The organism is Flavobacterium sp. NRK F10, from assembly GCF_024054235.1.
Classification (GTDB): domain Bacteria; phylum Bacteroidota; class Bacteroidia; order Flavobacteriales; family Flavobacteriaceae; genus Flavobacterium; species Flavobacterium sediminis.
The window spans coordinates 740101-761223 of sequence record NZ_JAMXLC010000001.1; the positions used below are offsets into that span (position 1 = coordinate 740101).

The following is a 21123-nucleotide window of genomic DNA, read 5'->3' on the forward strand; positions in this document are numbered from 1 at the left end:
TTATGTGAACGTTACGGAAACTTGTGGTTTTTTGAGCAGTTGTGGCTTTGCCTATAATTATGTGTTCAACTACACCGATCATTTAGGGAACATCAGGTTGAGTTATGGAATAGATCCGGCAACCAGTACCCTTAAGATCATGGAAGAGAACCATTACTATCCTTTTGGATTAAAACATGCTAATTACAACAGTGATGAGTTGTTGTATCAGAAAGGAACAGCAGGAGCCGTAGTATTAAAAGGACCTACTACAACAGTGGAATCGGTGTATAAATTCAAATTTAATGGCTTTGAGCTTCAAGATGAACTTGGTTTAAACCAAAAACCATTTTTGGAAAAATCAAACCATGAAACGAGGGAAAACGGGCGTTTTTTGGAAGTTAAGACATACCAATATAAATACCAAGGACAAGAACGTCAGGATGAGCTTGGATTAAACTGGGATAGCTTTAAATGGAGAAATTACGATTATGCCATTGGTAGGTTTATGAGTATTGACCCGTTAGCTGAAGACTATACTTATAATTCTCCTTATGCTTTTGCAGAAAATAAATTAGGTATGGGTAGAGAGCTTGAAGGTTGTGAACTAGGTCCTTTTTGGAATCCTCTTGTTGGGGTTATGCTTTCAGAAACATCTAAACCAGCTATTGTTGAAAACACAATGTTAAAACCAGCAGTTGAGACTAGTGTAGAAACTAGTAAATTTTCTGAATCAACTTTAGAAAACTTTTCTAGAGGGAGAGCTACTGAAGTAGAGCAATTAGCAGAAAATAATTTAGAAAAAAATACAGAAAGTTTTACTAGAATAGATCCTAAGACTGGGAAAGAAGGGACTACAATTCCTGATGCAATGACACCTGAAGGAGCAACAGTTGAAGTTAAAAATGTGCAAAAGCAAAGTCTTACAAGACAGCTTAGACTTCAAAGAGAAATTTCAAATGAAAATGGAGTTAAACCAGAATTAATAATTAATAAAGATGCAAAATTAAGTGAACCTTTGCAGAATGGTGGTTTTGATATAAAAACTTATGAGGCAATAACACCTGTTATTGAAAGTACGGGTGTAAAAAAGCCTGATTTACCAAGAAGAGTTAATACGCCTAGTACAACTACTCCAAAGCCTAAAGTAATCGTAGTTATACAATCAAGTTAAAAATGGATAAAGTAAATAAAATTAAACAAGAAATATTTTACCAAGTTAATATATATTTAAAAGAGCTTGGCGAATTCTCTCCTTTTGGAGTAAAAATGATTGGCGATGAAATAAAATCGGTAAGTTATTATTATGAAAATAAGAATGATGATGAAACTGAAGAATTAGATTCTAACTTAATGATTAGTGTGATTTCTGAAAATATTTCTAAAGCTATAAAAAAAGGTGAAGTAGAGTTAGGAGCAATAGCATATAGTGTTTTAATCAAGGATTATAAACACCAAAATGAAGTAATGGAGAAAATTGATGCTTTATGTATCAAATATACGTTAGATGGTGATAATTGGAAAGAGGAATTTTATCCGTATCGTCTTAAAGATGGTAAATATGTTTGGGGATTGTGATAATTTCAAAGTCGATTCCTACTCGTTTCGCCTTTTAAAATAAGTTCTTTGAAGTTTTTCCCACATGCAAAAGGTTATGTGAACGTTACGGAAGCTTGCACTATTTTTGGTAGTTGTGGCTTTGCCTACAATTATGTGTTCAACTACACCGATCATTTAGGGAACATCAGGTTGAGTTATGGAATAGACCCTGAAACGAGTACCCTTAAGATCATGGAGGAGAACCATTATTATCCTTTTGGATTAAAACATGCTAATTACAACAGTGATGAGTTGTTGTATCAAAAAGGAACAGCAGGAGCCGTAGTATTAAAAGGACCTACTACAACAGTGGAATCGGTGTATAAGTATAAGTATAACGGTAAGGAACTTCAAGACGAGCTGGGGTTTAATATGTACGATTACGGAGCAAGAAATTATGACCCTGCTTTAGGTAGATGGATGAATATTGATCCATTGGCGGAGAAATATTACAATGTAAATTCATATACTTATGCGGTTAATAATCCCATTTTCTTTATAGACCCTGATGGGATGCAAGTTGATACTGATTATAAAATTTCTAAAGATAAAGCTAATAAAGGTGATTTAGTAAGAGTTGACCCTAATGATGGTTCCGAAAATAATGCTACTGACAGGATATTAGAAACAGATAAAAAAGGTAATGTTAAGACTAAGACAGTTAAGAATCAAGATGGAACAAAATCAGAAGAGACTAAAGTATTAGTTAATGATATTGCCAAAGGTATTGTTAAAGAAGGAATGAATTTTCGAAATGGAGATAATATTATAGCTTACGGAGGTGAAAATCAACCTACACTAGATGACGTTGTGAGTTTTTTGGTTCAATTTTCTGAAAATATTGCAAATGCAGAAATGTCAGGTTATGAGGTAATTGGAGATGTAAATCGAAATCAAAATTATATTTTTACAAATAAGTACACTGATAAATATGGAAGAACCGATTTTCAAAGAGCTTATGGAAAAAATTATAAGTATGGTCAAAGAGTTTCTACAAGTGAAGGCACAATAATTATTATGTCTCATTTTCATACTCATCCAAGTAATACTGGTCTTCCTGATAAAATTGATGAACCTTCAGCAGAAGATTTAATATTTAAAAGTAAAAGAAATTCCCCTTTAGAAATGGGAAATTATATTTATAATATTCATGGGCGGTTTAAATATTAAGAATTTTTTAATTATGAAAAACAATATATTGGTATATTTTATCTGTATGTCTATTTTTTTTTCATGTAAATCAATCGAAAAAGAAATTTTATATAAGGAAGGTGATAAAGAAAAAGCAATTTTAAATGTTATTAATGATTTTTCCAAAACAGAAAATAATAGTAAAGGTTATACTTACCATATAATAGACATTGGGGATAGTGAAGGTTTTTTTCATTTTCTAATAAGTGAAAAGCATGTTATAACAGTTGATACAACAAATATAATAAATTTGAAAAGCAAATATTTTCCTTCGAAATATAGAGAATTAAATAATAGGCTTTATACTTGGGCAGATTCTACTGTAACAATTAACAAGGATATAATTGATGTTTTAAATAAATATAATGGAATTGATTCTACTATTTATAAAATTCAAAAGGGGATTCTAAGTGGTAAAGAATGGCCTACATATTCTATTAATGAAAAACGAAAATCATTTATTTATTCTATTTGTAAGAAAAAAATTTCCATTTATGATAAAAATAAAGTAAATAAATTAAAACCTGTTAATAAGTGGCTAATTAAGAAATGTGAAGTGCAATGATTCGGTAATATTTCAAAATTAAAAATAATTTAAAAGGCGATTCCTAATCTGTTTCGCCTTTTAAAATAAGTTCTTTGAAGTTTTTCCCGCATGCAGAAGGTTATGTGAACGTCACGGAAGCTTGTGGTTTTTTGAGCAGTTGTGGCTTTGCCTACAATTATGTGTTCAACTACACCGATCATTTAGGGAACATCAGATTGAGTTATGGAATAGATCCGGCAACCAGTACCCTTAAGATCATGGAAGAGAACCATTACTATCCTTTTGGATTAAAACATGCTAATTACAACAGTGATGAGTTGTTGTATCAGAAAGGAACAGCAGGAGCCGTAGTATTAAAAGGACCTACTACAACAGTGGAATCGGTGTATAAATTCAAATTTAATGGCTTTGAGCTTCAAGATGAACTTGGTTTAAACTGGTATGATTACCAAGCGAGAAACTATGATCCTGCTTTAGGACGCTGGATGAATATAGATCCACTTGCTGAAACTTCACGCAGATTTAGTCCTTATACTTATGCTCTTGATAATCCATTAAGATTTATTGATCCTGATGGAATGCAAGCGGATGATATTATTTATTATAATAGAAATGGAACAGAAGTTCATCGTATTGCGAGTAATACAATTAATAAAGTTTATATGATTAATGATGATTATGGTAATTCAATTGTGAAAAGTGCAACCACTGTTGCTATCCAATCCACTTCAACTGTAGAAGGAGCTGAAATGATGAACACGTTACTTTCATCTAGTTTATCGGAACCAGATTCTATGTCAATATCATTTACGGGAACAGCATCGGCAACAGGTGGTAAAGATTCATTAGGTAGAGATAAATATACAGCAGAAGGAAACCTATCTGTAAATGTTGGTTTTGAGAATGGAGCTGAAGCCGAAATCCAAAATATAAGTGCAGATAGTGGACCATGGGGGTTTGGACCTACACCTAATGGAGATTATACAGGTTCTAGTATTGTAAATACTTCAGAAAGTGGAATGGTTAGGGATGGAATAGGATTTAAGGTTTACTTATCAGATAATACTGCTTTAAATAGGAATCAGTTGAGAATACATCCTGACCAAGTGCCTTCAGAAGGAACGGCTGGGTGCATAGGTATAACAGAAGATGCAGCTGCACTTCAACAATTTAGAGGACAAGTACAAAATCACTTTCAAAATAATCCAAATACAAATATTAGTGTGAATGTGAATGTTACAAACAATCCTAATTATAATAGACCTGAAGGAGGTAGACAAAATTCTGGTGAATAATATGAAAATAATAATCCAAATATTGGCTATATGTTTAGTTTTAAATATTAGCTGTAATAATAATAAAGAAAGAAATAATTCAAAAAAAATAGATAGTCTTATTTTTTCAAAAATTGAGAATAAAGATAGTATTGAATCTACTCAACAATTTAATATAAATAGTTTTATTCCAGATGTTAAAGTTAATAACTTAGAATTGGTTAACTCTAATTCAATAATTAGTAATATAGGAAACTTAGAAAAAATCAGGTAGTGTTTCAAATTTAGTGATATAAAATTTCAGAATTATAACCTATTGAAATAGAATAAATAATAGAAGAAAATAATTTAAAGATGAGCAATACTGCTCATCTTTTTTATTCTAATATTGCCTTAAATGAACTAAAATGAGTAAAAATGCCACCTTGTGTTTCAAAGTTAGTGATACTATAAATTGTCCAAAATGTAAAGAGAAAAAGGTTATTAAAAACGGGAGAACAAAAAACAATAAACAGCAATATTATTGTAAAACCTGCTGTCATCGTTTTATAGAAAATTATTCATATCAAGCTTATAATCCAAATACAAACCAAAATATCATCAAATTAACAAAAGAAGGTTTAGGGATAAGAAGTATAGCCAGAATATTAAAAATTTCACCAACAACATTATTGAAAAGGATTGTGTCAATTGCCAAAAGCATTATTAATCCAATTATCAGTAAAGGAAAAACATATGAAGTTGATGAATTATGCACTTACATTAGACATAAGAAAAATTATGTCTGGTTAGTATATGCGCTTGATAGAAACTCAAAAAATGTTGTCAGTTTTAATGTTGGAAAACGCACAAATAGAACATTAAGCCAAGTTCTTGAAACTTTGAAACTATCCGATGCGAAAAAAATATATACAGATAGATTAAAAAACTACAGCTATTTGATTGCCGAGAAACTACATTCCGTAAAACGTTTCGGTACAAATCATATTGAAAGAAAAAATCTAACACTCAGAACACATCTTAAAAGATTGAACCGAAGGACAATTTGTTTCAGTAAAAGCTTGCTTGTTTTGGTTTCCATTTTAAAAATTTACTTTTGGATTTGAGTTATTAAATTGAAAGTTATTTTTTGAAAATAGCTAGAATGGTAGTATCTCACTAAGTGTGTAAAGTATAAAATATCGAGGGTTAAAGCTCTCGATATTTTTTTGCTTAATTTTAAATTTTATTTTAACTATATTTGAAAAAAGGGTTCAGCTTTAATAAAAGCCAAACCCTCGATTTATAACTTACACACTTTACGGGATAGTGTCGCTAGAATTTTTCTTAACGATATTCTCAAAGACGATTCCTAACCGCTTCGCCTCATTCACAAAAAACCCAATACAAACTATTTAAAAAGTCTTAAATAAGCCTTATTGAGGTTGTGGAAAAACGGGTAAGGTTATAAAATACAAATCCTTAAGAAGGAATTTGATTCAGAGGAGCCTCCATCATCATAACAAAAAGTAACTTTACAGGCTTTAACTTTGTCCGTAAGCTCATCAATATACATGAAATGCTTTGTAAAAACCTTTTGAAGAACTTATCTAATGTTATTCTATTAGAAAATTATCAACTACAGCAACACACATCAATAGCATCATTTATTTGCTGCTGAATATTGCTTCTTGCTTTGTACTCAGCATTTAATTTTTTCACATACGATTTAAACTCTTTGTTGTAAACGAATTTGCTCTGATTTTACAAAATAAAAAAACCTTTTTAAAGAGTTATTATAATTTCTTTATAATCCAATGCCCATTGGTTCAGTGCATCAAACGAAGGGTTTAACTCTAGTTTTGAGATAATATTTGATCTGTGTTTTTCGATAGTCCGCTTAGAAACTTTAAGAATTTCTCCGATTTCGGCAGAACTTTTCTCTTGGGCAATAAGCCGGACAACTGTTCGTTCAGAAGGTGTTAACAACGCTATTTTTCTCAATTCTTTGTCAACTTCTTTTTCCACATCAACAGTAAAAGACCGACTAAAATAGATTTCATCATTCAGTACTTTTTCTATACAAATCTCTATATCTGCAATAGTATCTTCCTTCAGTAAATACCCGTGAACTCCCACCTTTTTGGCCTGTACTACAAATCCTCTTTCTTTGTGATAGGTCATAATGACAAACCGGGTTTTGAGTTCCAAGCTCTGGCATTTTTTAATTACCTCAAAACCGTTCAGAAATGGCATTTCCACATCTAAAATGGCAATATCCGGTTGCATAGAAGCTATAACCTCAACAGCTGTAGTACCATTATTAGCAGTAGCCTGAATATTATATCCTGCTTTTTCAAGCTCTTCTTTTAATCCGTTAAGCATAATCGGATGGTCATCAGCAATTATTATTGATATTTGACTCTTTAGCATAGCTTTCTGTTTTTTCTGTTTAATTCTCTATTCCACTGTATTTATGTCGGACGAACATTTATTACTATTTCAACAATAGTTCCTGCATTTGATGAATTAACCTTTAGTACTGCATGAATGATCTTACATCTTTCAATAACTGACTGTATACCAATACTTTTAGAATATTTTATTTTTTGTTGGTAATCAAAGCCTTTTCCGTTATCTTCAATTACGCATAGAATGAGATTCTCTTTTTTGACTATGTCTATCATAACGGATGTAGCCTGTGCGTGTTTCAAGATGTTATTTAATAATTCCTGAAAGATCCTATACAGGTGTAATGCCGATTGTTTCTCCAGAAAAGCATCTATATTTTCTATTTCCGTTGTAAAAAACAGGTCTGAGTTTTCATCAATTGTATTGATATAATCCTGAATGGCAACTGTAAATCCGAATTTCTCTAAGATTGCCGGATGCAGTCCTCTGGAGATCGCTCTTACATTTTCGAGTGTATCTTTTGCCAGATATTGTAAGCTCTCATCACTACTATTTCCGGCTCGTCTTGTAAGGAGCATTAATTGCTGTCCTACTCCATCATGTAGTTCCAGCGCCACGCGAATTCGTTCTTCTTCCTGAGCCATTAACGTTTTTTGAATAAAAGCTTCTTGCATTTTTTGTTTCTTTCTTGCAAAATTTCTGGAACGTTGCCCGCTAATGAAACCAAAAAGACTTAGTAAACCTAATCCTCCGAAAAGCAACCACTGATTCTTAACTTTATTTTCAGTATTGAGAAGTGCTATATCATTTTGCTGCGCTTTTATTTTCAGATCCCTTTTTTCGGTTTCGTATAACGTTTGGTAGTAACTTAACATTCGTGCTTTTTGAATGTCTCCTATAGAATCTTTTATTTTAACATAATTTTCAAAATGCTCTAAAGCCATTTTATCATTTCCTGTTTTTTTATAAACTTTTGATAAGAACTTTTCTGCATTTTGAATCTCTTCATACTCCTTACTTGCCTTTTTTAGGGTTAAATAAGCCATTCCATAATCAATTGCTTCAGCATAGTTCTGTTCTGCGAATGCAACTCTCTTTCGGGCATCAAGATAAAATGATTCGTTATAGCCTATGGTATAATTGTTATTCTGTTCAACTTCATTCAATAGTTTTTTAGCTTTTTTCAAACTATCATTCTCAGCATAAGCCGCAACTAATCCAAACTTTATAATCGGTTCTAAAAAAGTTTTGTATTCTGAAGATTCATTAGATGTTATTGCTTTCTTAAAATAATTGATCCTTTCCTCTTGTTTGTTTAATTTATTAGCACTGGCTGCTGCATTATAATAGATAATAGATAAACCAGAATAGCCTTTTAACTTGGAAGCTAAAGCTATGATTTCCTGACGCTCTTTTTCTTCTTCTTCATAAAACCCGTTCTTACCATATAAAATAGTCATTGAGTTTTTAACATCAATCCATTTAATGGTATCTTTTTGCTCTCTAAATAATTTTATAGCTTCTTGCAGGGCTAAAGAAGCATTTCCGAAATCTCCTTTATCTACGTAGACTATTCCTAATCCGAATTTTGACAAGCCCATAAAACGTGGATTTTCCGGATTAGCATAGATGTATGAACTATCGTAATTTTTTATAGAAACGTCAAAATCACCTAAATAATAATACAAATCGGCAACTTCAAAATAATATTTACTCAACGTGTTTTTATCATGAGCAAGAGGTACTATTTTCTTTGTTTCTGCTATAACTTTTCTACCTTCTTCTCTTTGATTTGTCTGATAATTTATAAAATTTATCAGATTTGCCGATTGCTTTACGGCTATATCAAATGAATCTAATTTTATAGCCATTGCAATTGTTTCTCTAAGTAAGGAATCGCTTTCCTGAGGAAGGTCGGATAGGCTATCCATTACAACCAAACGTTCAGCATCCTTTTTTTGCTCAAGAACAGTCTGAGCTTTACAAAATACTCCTAAATTTAAAAGAAAAACAATTGCTATTATTCTCATTGAATGTTCATTTTCGGTAAAGATATTATTTTTTAAAAAAGGCTAGCTTTCATTGTATCTTTAAATATCATTACGTTTCTCCTTCAAAATAATTAAGCTGAAAGTAGATCTTCTATTTTTTCTAACCGGATCGTCATTTCTCTATATTGCTTTTCTAATTCTTCATTCTTTCTTTCCAACAGATTCAATTGCTTTTGTAAAACTTCATTGGTACTCTTAACAGCATTATTTTCCTCCGAAAGCTTTTTTATACTATTTACTAACATAAATGTCAGAGCACTTGTATCTACATTATAATATTCCGTATTATCTTTTGTAAAAGTCCCTACCATTTCCGGAGCAATTTCTTTTAATTCCTGTGCAATAACTCCTGTATAAACTGGTTTGGTATCAAAGCCGGATTGTTTGTTGTATTGATACGTTACCGGATTTATTAGTAAAACTTCATCTAAGCCTTTAGTATACGGATTGATATTTTGCTTTAAACGGCTATCACTCGTTGCTATAAAAGTACCGCCTCCGGGTTTTGCCGCATCGCCATTCACTTCTAAAGTATAATTAGGGGCTGTAGTTGCAATACCCAAAGCACCATTACCAATACCATCAATAGTCATTACGTGTTTAGTCCCTATTGTTTCAGAGGAATCTGTGCCATAGTCCCATACAAAAAAATCTATTGAATTGCCCTCATCACCAACTCCATTATGTCTCGTTCTTATATTGTGTCTGTAGCTATCATCGTTATTCCAACCAAAAGTTACTTGATTAAAGTTATAAACGTCATTATTGTTACCCCCTCTTAATTGTAAAGGAATTACACCCAAAGCCGCACCTTCAATATCCATCCTTGCCGTTGGTGTATGATTTCCTAACGCACTATTTCCATTTTTAAGAATTGTAAGCGCATTACTCCTATTTGACGTATTTACGCCATTACCAACGCTTAACAGTCGATCAGAAGAATTGAATGAAGTTGTACTTAATGGGACATAATTCGTAGCATTTAAGCCTAGAGTCATTTCACCAAATGAAAGAGCCGTATTAGAGTTACCTAACGCAATAGATAAATTTCCTGATGAAATATTAGCTGAACCAATAGCTGTAGAATAATAACCTGAAGCTAAGCTATTATTTCCTATTGCAAAGGCTCCTTCTCCATTAGCAGTACTATAATTACCGATAGCTATTGAATTCGTATTTGTTGCATCATTATCGTAACCAATACCTATAGCGTAATTTCCGGAAACAATTAAATTAGCACCTAAAGCTATAGAAGAATAACCTGTAGCCTGCGAGTATTCCCCTATAGCGGTTGCTATCCCCCCTGACGCCTGATTACCCACCCCAAAAGAGGTTGAGCCTAACCCAGAAGCTAAATTATTAAAACCCATAGCCACAGAACAAATCCCTGTATTTACATTATTCCAAGCATTATCTCCCACTTGTCCGGCTCTAAAAGCAGCCTTTTCTTTATTAAAGAAAAATTTATTGTAATGGTCAGGATTTCCATCCTGATCTAATTGTGTAGCACCAAAGACAAAATCATCCACAGCCGTATTTGTTGTGTTATGCACAATTTCTGAGGTACTTTTAAACTCACCTCCTTTCAAAGAAGTCCAGCTTGTTCCGTTATAATACCAGAACCCTTCTTCATCATTAGTTTGGTAAACCAATAATCCTGTTGCGGGTGCTGCAATAGCTACTCGCTGAATTTCAGTCATTCTTGGGATGAGAATCCCTTTATCAGTGGAACTGATGTCTAATGCAGAAGATGCATCAGGGGATGTTGTATTAATACCCACCTGAGCAAATCCGCATGTAATAAAAAGCAAATAAAACAATAGCAAAGTAAAATATTTCATAATCGTAAAAACATTTGGTGCGAATTTACCTTGGGTGCTTTTACTACGAAATACGTATTTCCTGCAAAAAATACGTAGCATACGCATTTTTACTAATGTGATTGTTTATATCAGGTAATAGTATACTATCTTTAAAATTGAAAATAAATAAACGGTTGTGTTCCTTCGGCTGCTGTAGCATACACGATCCAGAATACGAAGCCCAGAAGTATAGCTTTTGCCCAAAACGGAAGCTTACCGAATAGCTGTTCGTTGTATTGCATCCATTTTTCCGGCAGAAAATGCCAGATAAAGCCAAAAGCCAGTAACACAAATACATTTCGATACGCTAAAATCATAGTACTCCATTGTTCCCAATTGAATTGTAACTTTGAAATGTTTTCGGCGATCTGAAAAGCAGTACCAAAGTCTTTGGCTCGGAAAAACAACCAACAAAATACCACAAAATGGAACGTTAAAACTACTTGTATACTCTTTATCCAAATGGTTTTGGGTAACTTGATAAACTGACCGAAATAGCGTTCTACAGCTAAGGCTAAACCATGCAAAACACCCCAGAATACAAACTTCCAGTTGGCTCCGTGCCACAATCCGCCCAAGAACATGGTCATAAATAAATTGAAATACGTTCTGAACTTTCCTTTGCGGTTTCCACCCATGGAAATGTACAAGTAATCTCTTAGCCAACTTGATAAGGAAATATGCCATCTGCGCCAGAATTCAGTAATGGAAGCCGACTGGTAAGGTGTTCTGAAATTGAGTGGCAAAGTAAACCCCATTAACAATGCTAAACCGATCGCCATATCGGAATAGCCGGAGAAATCACAATATATCTGAATGGCATAGCCGTAAGATGCCATCAGATTTTCAAAGGCGGTATAACTATTAGGTGCATCAAAAACACGATCGACAAAATTGACTGAAATATAATCGGAAATGACCGCCTTTTTGATCAGTCCGCCAATGATTAAGAATAAGGCTTTATTGAAATCTTCTTTTGTAAGGTTTAACTTTTGGTAAATCTGCGGAATAAAATCACTTGCACGGACGATAGGTCCGGCTACCAATTGCGGAAAGAATGAAACAAAAAATAAAAAGTCAATAAAACTTTTAGTTGGTTCCAGTTCTTTTCGGTAGACGTCAATTGTATAGCTCAAGGTTTGAAAGGTATAAAACGAAATTCCTACCGGAAGCACAATATTCGCAAAAGCAATATGTCCGTCGCTCAACATGTTGAGATTGTCAATAAAGAAATTGGTATACTTAAAATAAGCCAACAAACCTAAATTGATAACCAAACTTATAACCAAATACAATTTCCGATAGCTTTGTCTGCTTTCTGCAAAAATAAGTCGTGACAAACTGTAATCAACAACTGATGAAAAGATCAAAAGCCAGAAATAATGCCCGCTGGACTTGTAATAAAAGAACAAAGAAAATAACACAACATACGTGATCCGGAAATAATGTGTCTTTCGACTTAAAATATAGATAAAATAGAATACCAGAAACATTCCCAAAAACAAACCGCTGTTAAATAACAAAGGTGCTTTAGGATTAAAAGTAAACCAGCTTTCTACCGTTTCTATCGTTACATTCCCTATCAGGTTTTGTAACCCAGTGGCTAACAAAAACAAATTGATCAAGGTTATTTCAGTAATTTAAATTGTTCGTATGTATTCATTAATGCTTCAAAAAACATTTCGCCCTGTTTTTCATATCCTGCCTTTGAATAATGTACTTTATCTTTAGCCATTAATCCCTGAGCCGAATTTTGGCTCACTCTTTCATTCCCTCCCATAGCTTTGTACAAATTCCATACGGCAAAATTATCTTCTGATGCTTTTTCTACTAAAAGTGCAGCATAGTCTTTCGCCAGAGCATTAGGATACCTTCTCTTTAACAATGACGGCGGTGGCGTTGTCAATAAAATATCAGCTCCGGGGTTTTCTGCTTTAATTTTAGTTATCATTTGTTGCAATTGGGCGTAATATTCTTCAGTCTCTTTTTTATCAAAACTTTCATTGGTTCCTAAGGAAATAATAAACAGATCAGCTTCCAATGCCGGGATCTGTTCAAAAAACATCGAAAATTTGTTATAATCTGATGCTTTGGCTCCGTTAACCCCTATAGAACTGTATACAATTCCCGCAGTATTCTTTTCTAAGATCAATCCGTTCAATGCAAAATCAGATTGATTTTCGGCCGGAATAATGTATAACTTATCCAATGGTTCCTGACTATAGTATGTACAGGAAGTTTTTCCTTTTATCAATTCCAGAGGAATAAATTCCGTACGACTGATCTTTTTTGTCTCCGTTTCTTTAGTCGGGATGATTAATTTTTTACCGGCCTGAATGTTATTAGATCTCAGATGATTCTCTTTTTTTATAGCCGCAATACTTACATGGTATTTTTCGGCTATGATGGAAAGTGCTTCACCTTTTTTAATCGTATGAACGATCTTTTTAAACTCAACAGATTCCATAACGATCTCCTTTGAAGCTGTTGCCAGATCAAAACACTTCTGATTGTGCGGCATTAACATCTTTACATTGGAAAAAGTATAACTGGTATCGCGAACGCTCAGCTCAACGGCAAAATCTTTGGCACTGTTGTATAGCGCAATTCCGCTTAACCCCACCGGTTTTGTAGTATCCGGATAAATATTGCGGTAATTTTCAAAACCTACAGATGATTTGTATTTTATAAAATAATTTCCGTTCGTTTTAGCCAAGTTATACGGAAATGTGAAACCCAATCCCCCGTTCCCGAATTTTTCCTGAAACAAACTTCTCATTTTTCCGGAGAAAAAATCAGCCTGAATATGAGAATCTCCAATATGTACAATTCGAAGCTTGCAATCTTTATTCTGCTCTAATTGCTGTAATTTTTCGAAAAAATGTTGTATTGCTCCTCCGTTTAACACAACATCGGTAGCCATACTATCGCCCCGCAATGAATCTTCCAGAAACTCATGGGTTACTTCCTCCGTATCTACTGCTGTCGTATCTATTTGCTGGCATTGTCCGAATTGAAAGATGAACAATATGAAAATGAGTATCTTAATCTGCATGTATAGAATCGTTTTGTGAGGTTACACTGTCTTTTCGTTTCACGGCTACTTTCGTTTTTCGTTTTACTCTCATTTTTTTATACTTTTCATAACCTTCGTCAAGCTGATTGTATACCATGCCGGCTACTTCTCTGGCTCCTCTGTAATTAAAATGTGTATAATCTTTATTAGCTTTTGAAGGCTCTTCTTCTACCCAATGAACCATTGAACCGTCACCTCCCATTAATTCATATAAATTAACGAATCCTGTTTTAGAAGCTACTGCATATTTTTTTTGTGCATTGACTAATGGTACAACTGCAGAATCAGATTGCATCTCTAAATCATATTTCGTTGCTTTATCGGCTGTCGAAATAACCAAAATGGCCACACCCGGAAAACATTGACGCAAATATTCCACTACCCTGCTCATGCGTTTTTCATACCAAGAGTAGTTATACGATCCGTAATTTAAAACATTTGTTCCGTAATGCAATACGATCAGATCATACCCCAATTGTTTCTGAAATTGTTGCATCAAAGCGGCATCAAACATGGATAAAGGCAAACCTGAATTTCCTCTGCTTGAGAAGTTGTCCACATGCACTCCTTTTCCGTCATCAAAATTCAATCCGTAAACCGGGATACTATCTGCTGCTTTAAAAGTTACTTTTATCGTATTAACATCTGTATTACCGGCTAATTTTAAAGTATTTACCAAATGATCAGGTTTCAAATGTTTCGTAAGTGTATCCGTTTCATTTACAATAACGCTGATTTCGGCTTCTTCGTTTGTCGATTTTCCATAAAAAAGCGTCGGATTATTCAATACTGTTGAAAAACGGTTTCTACCGGCTTTATATTTTACCCAGTTGTTATTCAACGTATCATTAGCCTCAAACACATGACCGTTAACCCCGAACGGAAAAACCGGTTTTTTAGTTTTTAAATAAGATTGCGTTTGCCAATTCTTCGAAAATTGATGCTTTACAGACCCTCTTGAAGCTGCCGACTCTGAAGTGATATTCACAAAACCGACTCCCTGTCCTCCGAATTTTGCCTGAAACAAAGCTCTCAGATCCTGTACGATCATGTCGCCATCCGTCATGGAATCGCCATAATACGCAATACGAACATTTCCGCTGTTTTGCGTTTGTAACTGGTACAACTTTTCAAAAAAAGGAATTAAATACTGATTCCCTTTGAAATCCCCATATCTTTCCGCAGGAAATGTTATTCCTTCGATAGGAACAAAGGTTATCTTTTGCTTTGCTTTCGGGTCTATTACCGGTTTAGCAACAACTTCTTTTGCTTTAACTGAATCTATCGGTTTAGCTTCTTCAGCAATTGCTTCCAGTAACAGGCTGTCGATCACTACATTTTTTGTAGCTACTTTGGTTTCAGGAAATATCCTTTCCGGCAAAATCTCTTTAAAAACCAAAAAAGAAATAGTTGCCAGAACCAATGTCGCAAGAGTTATTCCAAAATAGCTATTTGTTTTCACACTAAAACTGAATTACATTCGGTTAGGAACCTTAATTCCTAAAAGGCTGAACGCTGTTTTAATCGTATTAGCCACTACTTCGGAAAGCTGTACACGAAGCACTTTTTTAAAGTGATCGGCTTCTCCTAATATCGATACATTCTGGTAGAATGAATTAAATTCTTTTACCAGATCGTAAGTATAATTTGCAATTAAGGCCGGACTATGGTTTGCGGCTGCATTCTGAATTACTTCCGGGAAAAGTTGAACTTGTTTAATCAATTCTTTTTCCTTTTCGTGCAATTCCATTTCTGTTCCGCTTAAGGCTATTCCATTATAATCAAAATCGGCTTTACGCAAGATCGATTGAATACGCGCATACGTATACTGGATAAAAGGCCCTGTGTTTCCGTTAAAATCTACCGATTCAGCCGGATTGAACATCATTTGCTTTTTCGGGTCTACTTTAAGCATGAAATATTTTAAAGCTCCCAAACCTATGGTTTTGTAAAGTGCTGCTTTTTCGTCTTCCGAATATCCGTCTAACTTGCCTAATTCTTCCGAAATGGACTGTGCCGTTTCAGTCATTTCAGTCATCAGATCATCTGCATCTACAACAGTTCCTTCACGCGATTTCATTTTACCGGACGGCAATTCTACCATTCCGTAACTCAAATGATACAAATGGGAAGCCCAATCAAATCCTAATTTTTTCAGGATCAAGAATAATACTTTAAAGTGATAGTCTTGTTCGTTCCCTACAGTATATACCATTCCACCCACATCCGGATAATCTTTTACCCGTTGAATAGCTGTTCCGATATCCTGTGTTATATATACTGACGTTCCATCGGCACGCAATACTAATTTTTCATCTAAACCTTCATCGGTAAGATCGATCCAAACGGAACCGTCCGGTTTTTTGAAGAACACGCCTTTTGCCAAACCGTCCGTCACTACGTCTTTCCCTAACAAATAGGTATTGCTCTCGTAATAATAGCTATCAAAATCGACACCCAAACTCTCATACGTTTTAGCAAAACCATCGTACACCCATTGGTTCATTTTCTTCCACAAAGCTACTACCTCAGCATCGCCTGCCTCCCATTTACGAAGCATTTCTTGCGCTTCTAAAATAGATACTGCTTCCTTTTTTGCTTCTTCTTCCGTTTTGCCTTGCGCAACTAATTCGTTGATCTCTTTTTTATATTGCTTATCAAACTCTACATAATATTTCCCAACCAAATGATCGCCTTTGATCCCGGAAATTTCAGGAGTTTCTCCGTTTCCGAACTTTTGCCAGGCCAACATAGATTTACAAATATGGATCCCTCTATCGTTGATGATCTGGGTTTTATACACTTTTTTACCGGATGCTTTTAAAATTTCGGCAACTGAATAACCTAATAAATTATTACGAACGTGTCCCAAATGCAATGGTTTGTTAGTATTGGGCGAAGAATATTCAACCATAACCGCTTTGTCTCCTACAGTTGGTTCCACTTTTCCGAAATCGGGATTTCCTTTAATTTGATTGAAAAAATCGATATAGAAAGAATCTGAAATTACGATGTTCAAAAATCCGGCTACAACATTAAATTTTTCAACGTCATTTACATTTTCAACCAGGTAGGTTCCTATCTTAGTTCCTATCTCAACCGGATTCCCTTTTAATTGTTTTACTAACGGAAATACCACCATGGTAATATCACCTTCAAACTCTTTCCTTGTCGCTTGAAATTCAACTTTTTCAATAGTTAAATCAAATAAATCTTTTACGGCTGATTGAATGTGAATGGTTAATGTTTCCTGTAATGTCATTTTTGTTATTATTTTAAAGCTGCAAAGATATTAATTTAGTTGTTAGTTGTCAGTCTCCGATGCTTAGTTTTTTCTCTCCGATCTAAAAAGCAACAGACAATTTCTTCAAAAGAGAATCTCAATCCTGATTTTGTTAAAAAAAACATAATTTTAAGAAGTCCTGTAACAAAACCTTCACAACAAAGTCTACTAAGTATCATCAATCAATCAAACAGTTATTACAATGAAAGTAAATTTTCTGATTTTACTTTTTTTGAGCAATCTTATGTCTTTATTTGCTCAAAACAGCGGATCTGTTTCCGGAAAAGTAACCGACAAAAAAACAGGGGAACCTTTGCCTTATGTTACAGTCGTCGTTAAAGACAATGCTGAAATGCTAACCGGAAGTACTACCACTGATTCCGGAAACTTTGAGATCAATAAACTACCGCTACAGAAACTCAGTCTGGAAATCCAGTTCATAGGCTATAAAACCATTGTTCAGGTCATTGATTTAAGTAGTTCTAAAAAAATAGATCTGGGTACTATTACTATTGAAGAAGATGTGTCCCAGTTAGAAGGCGTTGAAGTGGTTAAAGAACGTTCGATCATGGAACAGAAGATCGATCGAAAAGTGATCAATGTCGGGAAAGATCTGATCAGTGCCGGAGCCACTGCCGGAGAGATCATGAATAATATCCCATCGGTTTCCGTTGATCCGCAAACCAATGAAATTTCATTGAGAGGGAATTCTAATGTACGTGTTCTACTGGACGGCAAACCCACCAATATACCGGTTGAACAACTTATGAAACAAATACCATCGGCTTCGATCAAGCAAATTGAATTGATCACCAATCCGTCGGCCAAATACAATCCGGAAGGAATGAGCGGAATCATCAATATTGTGTTGCACAAAAATGCTAATGACGGCTTTAACGGTTCTGTTAACAATGGTATAACTTTCGGAAAAACTCCTAAAACCAATAATTCTTTAGACATGAATTACCGCAAAGGAAAATTGAACTTTTATACCAATTACGGTTTCAATCATGGTTTTTATGCCAATGAGGGGCATTTATCCAGTTTTCAATCCGGAAACGAAAGCGAACAAAGCTTTGATATCAGGAACAAGAATACTTCCCATTTGTGGAAATTCGGAACGGATTACTATATCAACGATAAAAACACCTTATCTGTTTACACTACTCAAAACTGGTTTTCCGGCGATGCCGATGCTAAAACTTTTATCGATTATCTGAACCCGGCGACAACAGATATTGCACAGAATTTCTCTGCTAAGAGCAATGGTAATACACAGGTTTACAATCTGGATTTCAAACATGATTTTGCTAAAGAAGACGAGAATATTGAATTGGAAATAAACTACAACACCTATTCAAGTCCGGAAGACAGTTTTTATTATTACCCGCTGGTTCCGAGTTCAACCACCAATAACACGGCTAATGACAATAAAAATTTCAAAGCTAATCTTGATTATGTCAACCCGCTTACTAAAACGACCAAACTGGAGTTAGGAGCAGAAGCGCGTATCGAATCTACGACCAACAATCTTTACATTGACCAGTTGTACAATTCTGATTTTAAATACGATAGAAACATTTTTTCAGCTTATGGAACATTTGCAAAACAATGGGATAAGTGGAATTTCCAGATCGGTGCTCGTTTAGAACATTATCAGGTGGATGCAATATTTAAAAAATCCGGTCAAGACGATGTTCCTTTTGACGACACTATTTTTACGGTTTATCCTTCCGGTTTTGTTTCTTATACTCCAAACGAAAAGGGGACATTTAATTTCAGTTATTCCAGAAGAGTGGATCGACCAAGTATCGGGCAGGTAAACCCTATCAGAGAATGGACAACTCCTACTTTAGATTCAGAAGGAAACCCATATTTGGAACCGCAATTCACGAATTCCTTTGAATTGAATTATACTCGTACGACTAAAATAGGTTCTTTTACTTCAGGAATATTTTACAGACGGATTAATGACGAGATTACTCGTGTTATGCTGGAACATCCTACAGATCCTAACAAAAATGTTTTGACATTTGACAATTTCAAAGACAACAATGCCTATGGTGCAGAAATTTCCGGAAATTTGAATTTTACCAAATGGTGGAGTGCAAACTTTGGCATTGATGCTTATTTCAGAACGCTCAGAGGTTATGTAGGCGACATTTATGTAGAAAAAAACGCTACTCTTTTTAATGCTCGTGCTAACAACACCTTTAAAGCAACTAAAGATTTACGTTTTCAGCTTTTCGGTTTTTACCGGGGAAAAGATGTTTCTTTACAAATGACACGTAAAACTATGTGGCGAAGTGATATTGGTGCCAGCTATAATGTTTTGAAAGGGCAAGGAACTATCAGCGCTCGCTTTAGTGATATTTTCCATACCATGAAAGCACAATTTGAAAATGATCTGCCTTATCCTCAAGTCGGAAAATTCACTTGGGAAAGTCAAACCTTATACATCGGTTTCAATTACCGATTCGGAGGTGGCAAAAACAGAGCTTTACAGCGCAAGCAACGTGATAAAAATGAAACACAAGGTGGCGGCGGTATGTTCTAAAAGCTAAAAAAGCGTTCCGAATGGAACGCTTTTTTCAATCAAAACAAAAAAATCATATAGATCAGGATTCCTTCTGCTATTCCTGTTATTATACTCATTCCTAAGATATCTTTAATCTTACTTTTCAAAAAGAATACGACACATAGAATGGCCATAATTGCCGCTAATAATATTTCTAATGCGTCTATTTCTGACAGCAAATAGGTTAATGCGGTAAAAACCATCGTTACTGCTACAGCTACAACACTAAACTTGAGGATTTCTTCTCTGTTGTAATTTCCTTCTCTGAACCCATGATGCAATTCTCGCAATATAGACAGGACAAATAGCAAAGGAACTACCGACAGGAACGGTGCAAAGATCACTTTAATCCCTTTTACTATAGCCAGATCATTGTAGAAGAAAAAGGCTATGGCTGTTAAGGCTAATAAGCCCGTAACAATTATAGATTGAAAAGTAAATAACAATTCCCGTTTTTTTGAATTATTTGTCGGGTTTAATTCTTGGTGAGTCGGATCTGAAAAATTCATATTTATTTGATTTAATGATTATAAAATTTAGTTTATAAAAAAGAAAACATGGATAGCCAATGCCATTAACAAGCCGCTTAAAATACCGTTTGCCTTTAAATTATTGTACAGGATATAATTGAGCACATAACCACTGATCGCTGTTGAATTCATCAGATGAGCAAAAATTAAGTTCTTCTCTAATGACAACTGCATCCGTTCCAGTAGTTGCAAGATGGCTAAAACCATTATCACTGTTACAACCAACAACAATATTGCCGGCTTTTGATTTTTTAATTTAGCTTCTTCTGAATTTTGGGGTAGAAAGCGTTCAATCCATATAAAACGTATAAAAAAAATCACCGGTACCGGAAATAGTATTGCTGCTACGATCTTTAATACATCTCTGACGCTCTTAATATCATCATACCCTAAAAAAACCAGATACAGGAACACCGTCACTGAAACTCCGGTCATGATCAAAAAAGCTTTATTTAACTGTTTTAACTGCATGTGGTGGCTATTTTGAATAGCAATTTACTCCTACAGTGGCATGCTTAGACAAATAGCTAATACAACTAGTGTATGTTTTTCCTGTTTTGGTCAGGATACTTTTCGAATAAACCATTAGCGTAAGTACCCCTATTACAATTACTACCGTTTTTACTATACTTTTCATAATTTCTTTGTTTGTAATGTTGCCACAAAGCTGCTACAGTTTGCAAAAACTTTAAACACATAATCATCATAAAACTGACGATTATTTTTTACACAATTAGACAAAAACACTTATTTTTACTGAAA

17 protein-coding genes are annotated in these 21123 nt (G+C 34.4%); 8 read left to right on the plus strand and 9 right to left on the minus strand.

The window, feature by feature from the left end; all coding sequences use genetic code 11:
- The 7 genes from NHF50_RS03480 to NHF50_RS03510 form a co-directional block, all read left to right on the plus strand.
- Nucleotides 1-1153 (plus strand): putative toxin (locus NHF50_RS03480; protein WP_252775073.1); only part of this gene is annotated, 1153 nt, incomplete at its 5' end.
- Between the two features lie 2 nt (nt 1154-1155).
- Nucleotides 1156-1557, plus strand: coding sequence for a hypothetical protein (locus NHF50_RS03485; RefSeq protein ID WP_252775074.1), 402 nt, complete (start codon nt 1156-1158; stop codon nt 1555-1557).
- Nucleotides 1558-1605: 48 nt separating this feature from the next.
- A complete protein-coding gene (locus NHF50_RS03490; protein ID WP_252775075.1) occupies nt 1606-2748 on the plus strand; it encodes an RHS repeat domain-containing protein in 1143 nt (380 codons plus the stop codon).
- 13 nt (nt 2749-2761) lie between these two features.
- Nucleotides 2762-3334: a hypothetical protein gene (locus NHF50_RS03495; protein WP_252775076.1), complete on the plus strand. Its 573-nt coding sequence runs from the start codon at nt 2762-2764 to the stop codon at nt 3332-3334.
- A 74-nt stretch (nt 3335-3408) separates the two neighbouring features.
- Nucleotides 3409-4611, plus strand: a complete 1203-nt coding sequence (locus NHF50_RS03500) for an RHS repeat domain-containing protein (protein WP_252775077.1) — start codon at nt 3409-3411, stop codon at nt 4609-4611.
- Between the two features lies 1 nt (nt 4612).
- Nucleotides 4613-4864, plus strand: coding sequence for a hypothetical protein (locus NHF50_RS03505; protein WP_252775078.1), 252 nt, complete (start codon nt 4613-4615; stop codon nt 4862-4864).
- Between the two features lie 133 nt (nt 4865-4997).
- Nucleotides 4998-5696 (plus strand): IS1 family transposase, encoded by a 699-nt coding sequence (locus NHF50_RS03510; protein WP_252775079.1) that lies wholly within the window; start codon nt 4998-5000, stop codon nt 5694-5696.
- A gap of 658 nt (nt 5697-6354) precedes the next feature.
- Here NHF50_RS03510 and NHF50_RS03515 read toward each other — a convergent pair.
- The 7 genes from NHF50_RS03515 to argS all read right to left on the minus strand — a co-directional run bounded on the left by NHF50_RS03515 (nt 6355) and on the right by argS (nt 17232).
- Nucleotides 6355-7002, minus strand: coding sequence for a response regulator transcription factor (locus NHF50_RS03515; RefSeq protein WP_252775080.1), 648 nt, complete (start codon nt 7000-7002; stop codon nt 6355-6357).
- Nucleotides 7003-7043: 41 nt separating this feature from the next.
- Nucleotides 7044-9011, minus strand: coding sequence for an ATP-binding protein (locus NHF50_RS03520; RefSeq protein WP_252775081.1), 1968 nt, complete (start codon nt 9009-9011; stop codon nt 7044-7046).
- Between the two features lie 92 nt (nt 9012-9103).
- Nucleotides 9104-10873, minus strand: coding sequence for a tail fiber domain-containing protein (locus tag NHF50_RS03525; RefSeq protein WP_252775082.1), 1770 nt, complete (start codon nt 10871-10873; stop codon nt 9104-9106).
- Nucleotides 10874-11004: 131 nt separating this feature from the next.
- Nucleotides 11005-12519 (minus strand): MBOAT family protein, encoded by a 1515-nt coding sequence (locus tag NHF50_RS03530; protein ID WP_374672836.1) that lies wholly within the window; start codon nt 12517-12519, stop codon nt 11005-11007.
- A 2-nt stretch (nt 12520-12521) separates the two neighbouring features.
- Nucleotides 12522-13949, minus strand: a complete 1428-nt coding sequence (locus NHF50_RS03535) for a GDSL-type esterase/lipase family protein (RefSeq protein ID WP_252775084.1) — start codon at nt 13947-13949, stop codon at nt 12522-12524.
- Nucleotides 13939-15432, minus strand: coding sequence for an SGNH/GDSL hydrolase family protein (locus tag NHF50_RS03540; protein ID WP_252775085.1), 1494 nt, complete (start codon nt 15430-15432; stop codon nt 13939-13941). The genes NHF50_RS03535 and NHF50_RS03540 overlap by 11 nt, the downstream gene beginning before the upstream one ends.
- Nucleotides 15433-15444: 12 nt before the next feature.
- Nucleotides 15445-17232, minus strand: a complete 1788-nt coding sequence (gene argS / locus NHF50_RS03545; RefSeq protein WP_109568373.1) for an arginine--tRNA ligase — start codon at nt 17230-17232, stop codon at nt 15445-15447.
- A gap of 223 nt (nt 17233-17455) precedes the next feature.
- Here argS and NHF50_RS03550 point away from each other — a divergent pair, with 223 nt between their 5' ends.
- Nucleotides 17456-19810 carry a TonB-dependent receptor domain-containing protein gene (locus tag NHF50_RS03550; RefSeq protein ID WP_252775086.1) on the plus strand — a complete coding sequence of 785 codons (2355 nt, stop codon included), beginning with the start codon at nt 17456-17458 and terminating at the stop codon, nt 19808-19810.
- A gap of 38 nt (nt 19811-19848) precedes the next feature.
- Here NHF50_RS03550 and NHF50_RS03555 read toward each other — a convergent pair whose 3' ends face one another.
- Both NHF50_RS03555 and NHF50_RS03560 read right to left on the minus strand, forming a co-directional pair.
- Nucleotides 19849-20340, minus strand: a complete 492-nt coding sequence (locus tag NHF50_RS03555) for a hypothetical protein (RefSeq protein WP_252775087.1) — start codon at nt 20338-20340, stop codon at nt 19849-19851.
- 27 nt (nt 20341-20367) lie between these two features.
- Entirely contained in the window at nt 20368-20832 is a 465-nt protein-coding gene (locus tag NHF50_RS03560) for a hypothetical protein (protein ID WP_109568376.1), read from the minus strand.
- Nucleotides 20833-21123 lie beyond the last annotated feature (291 nt).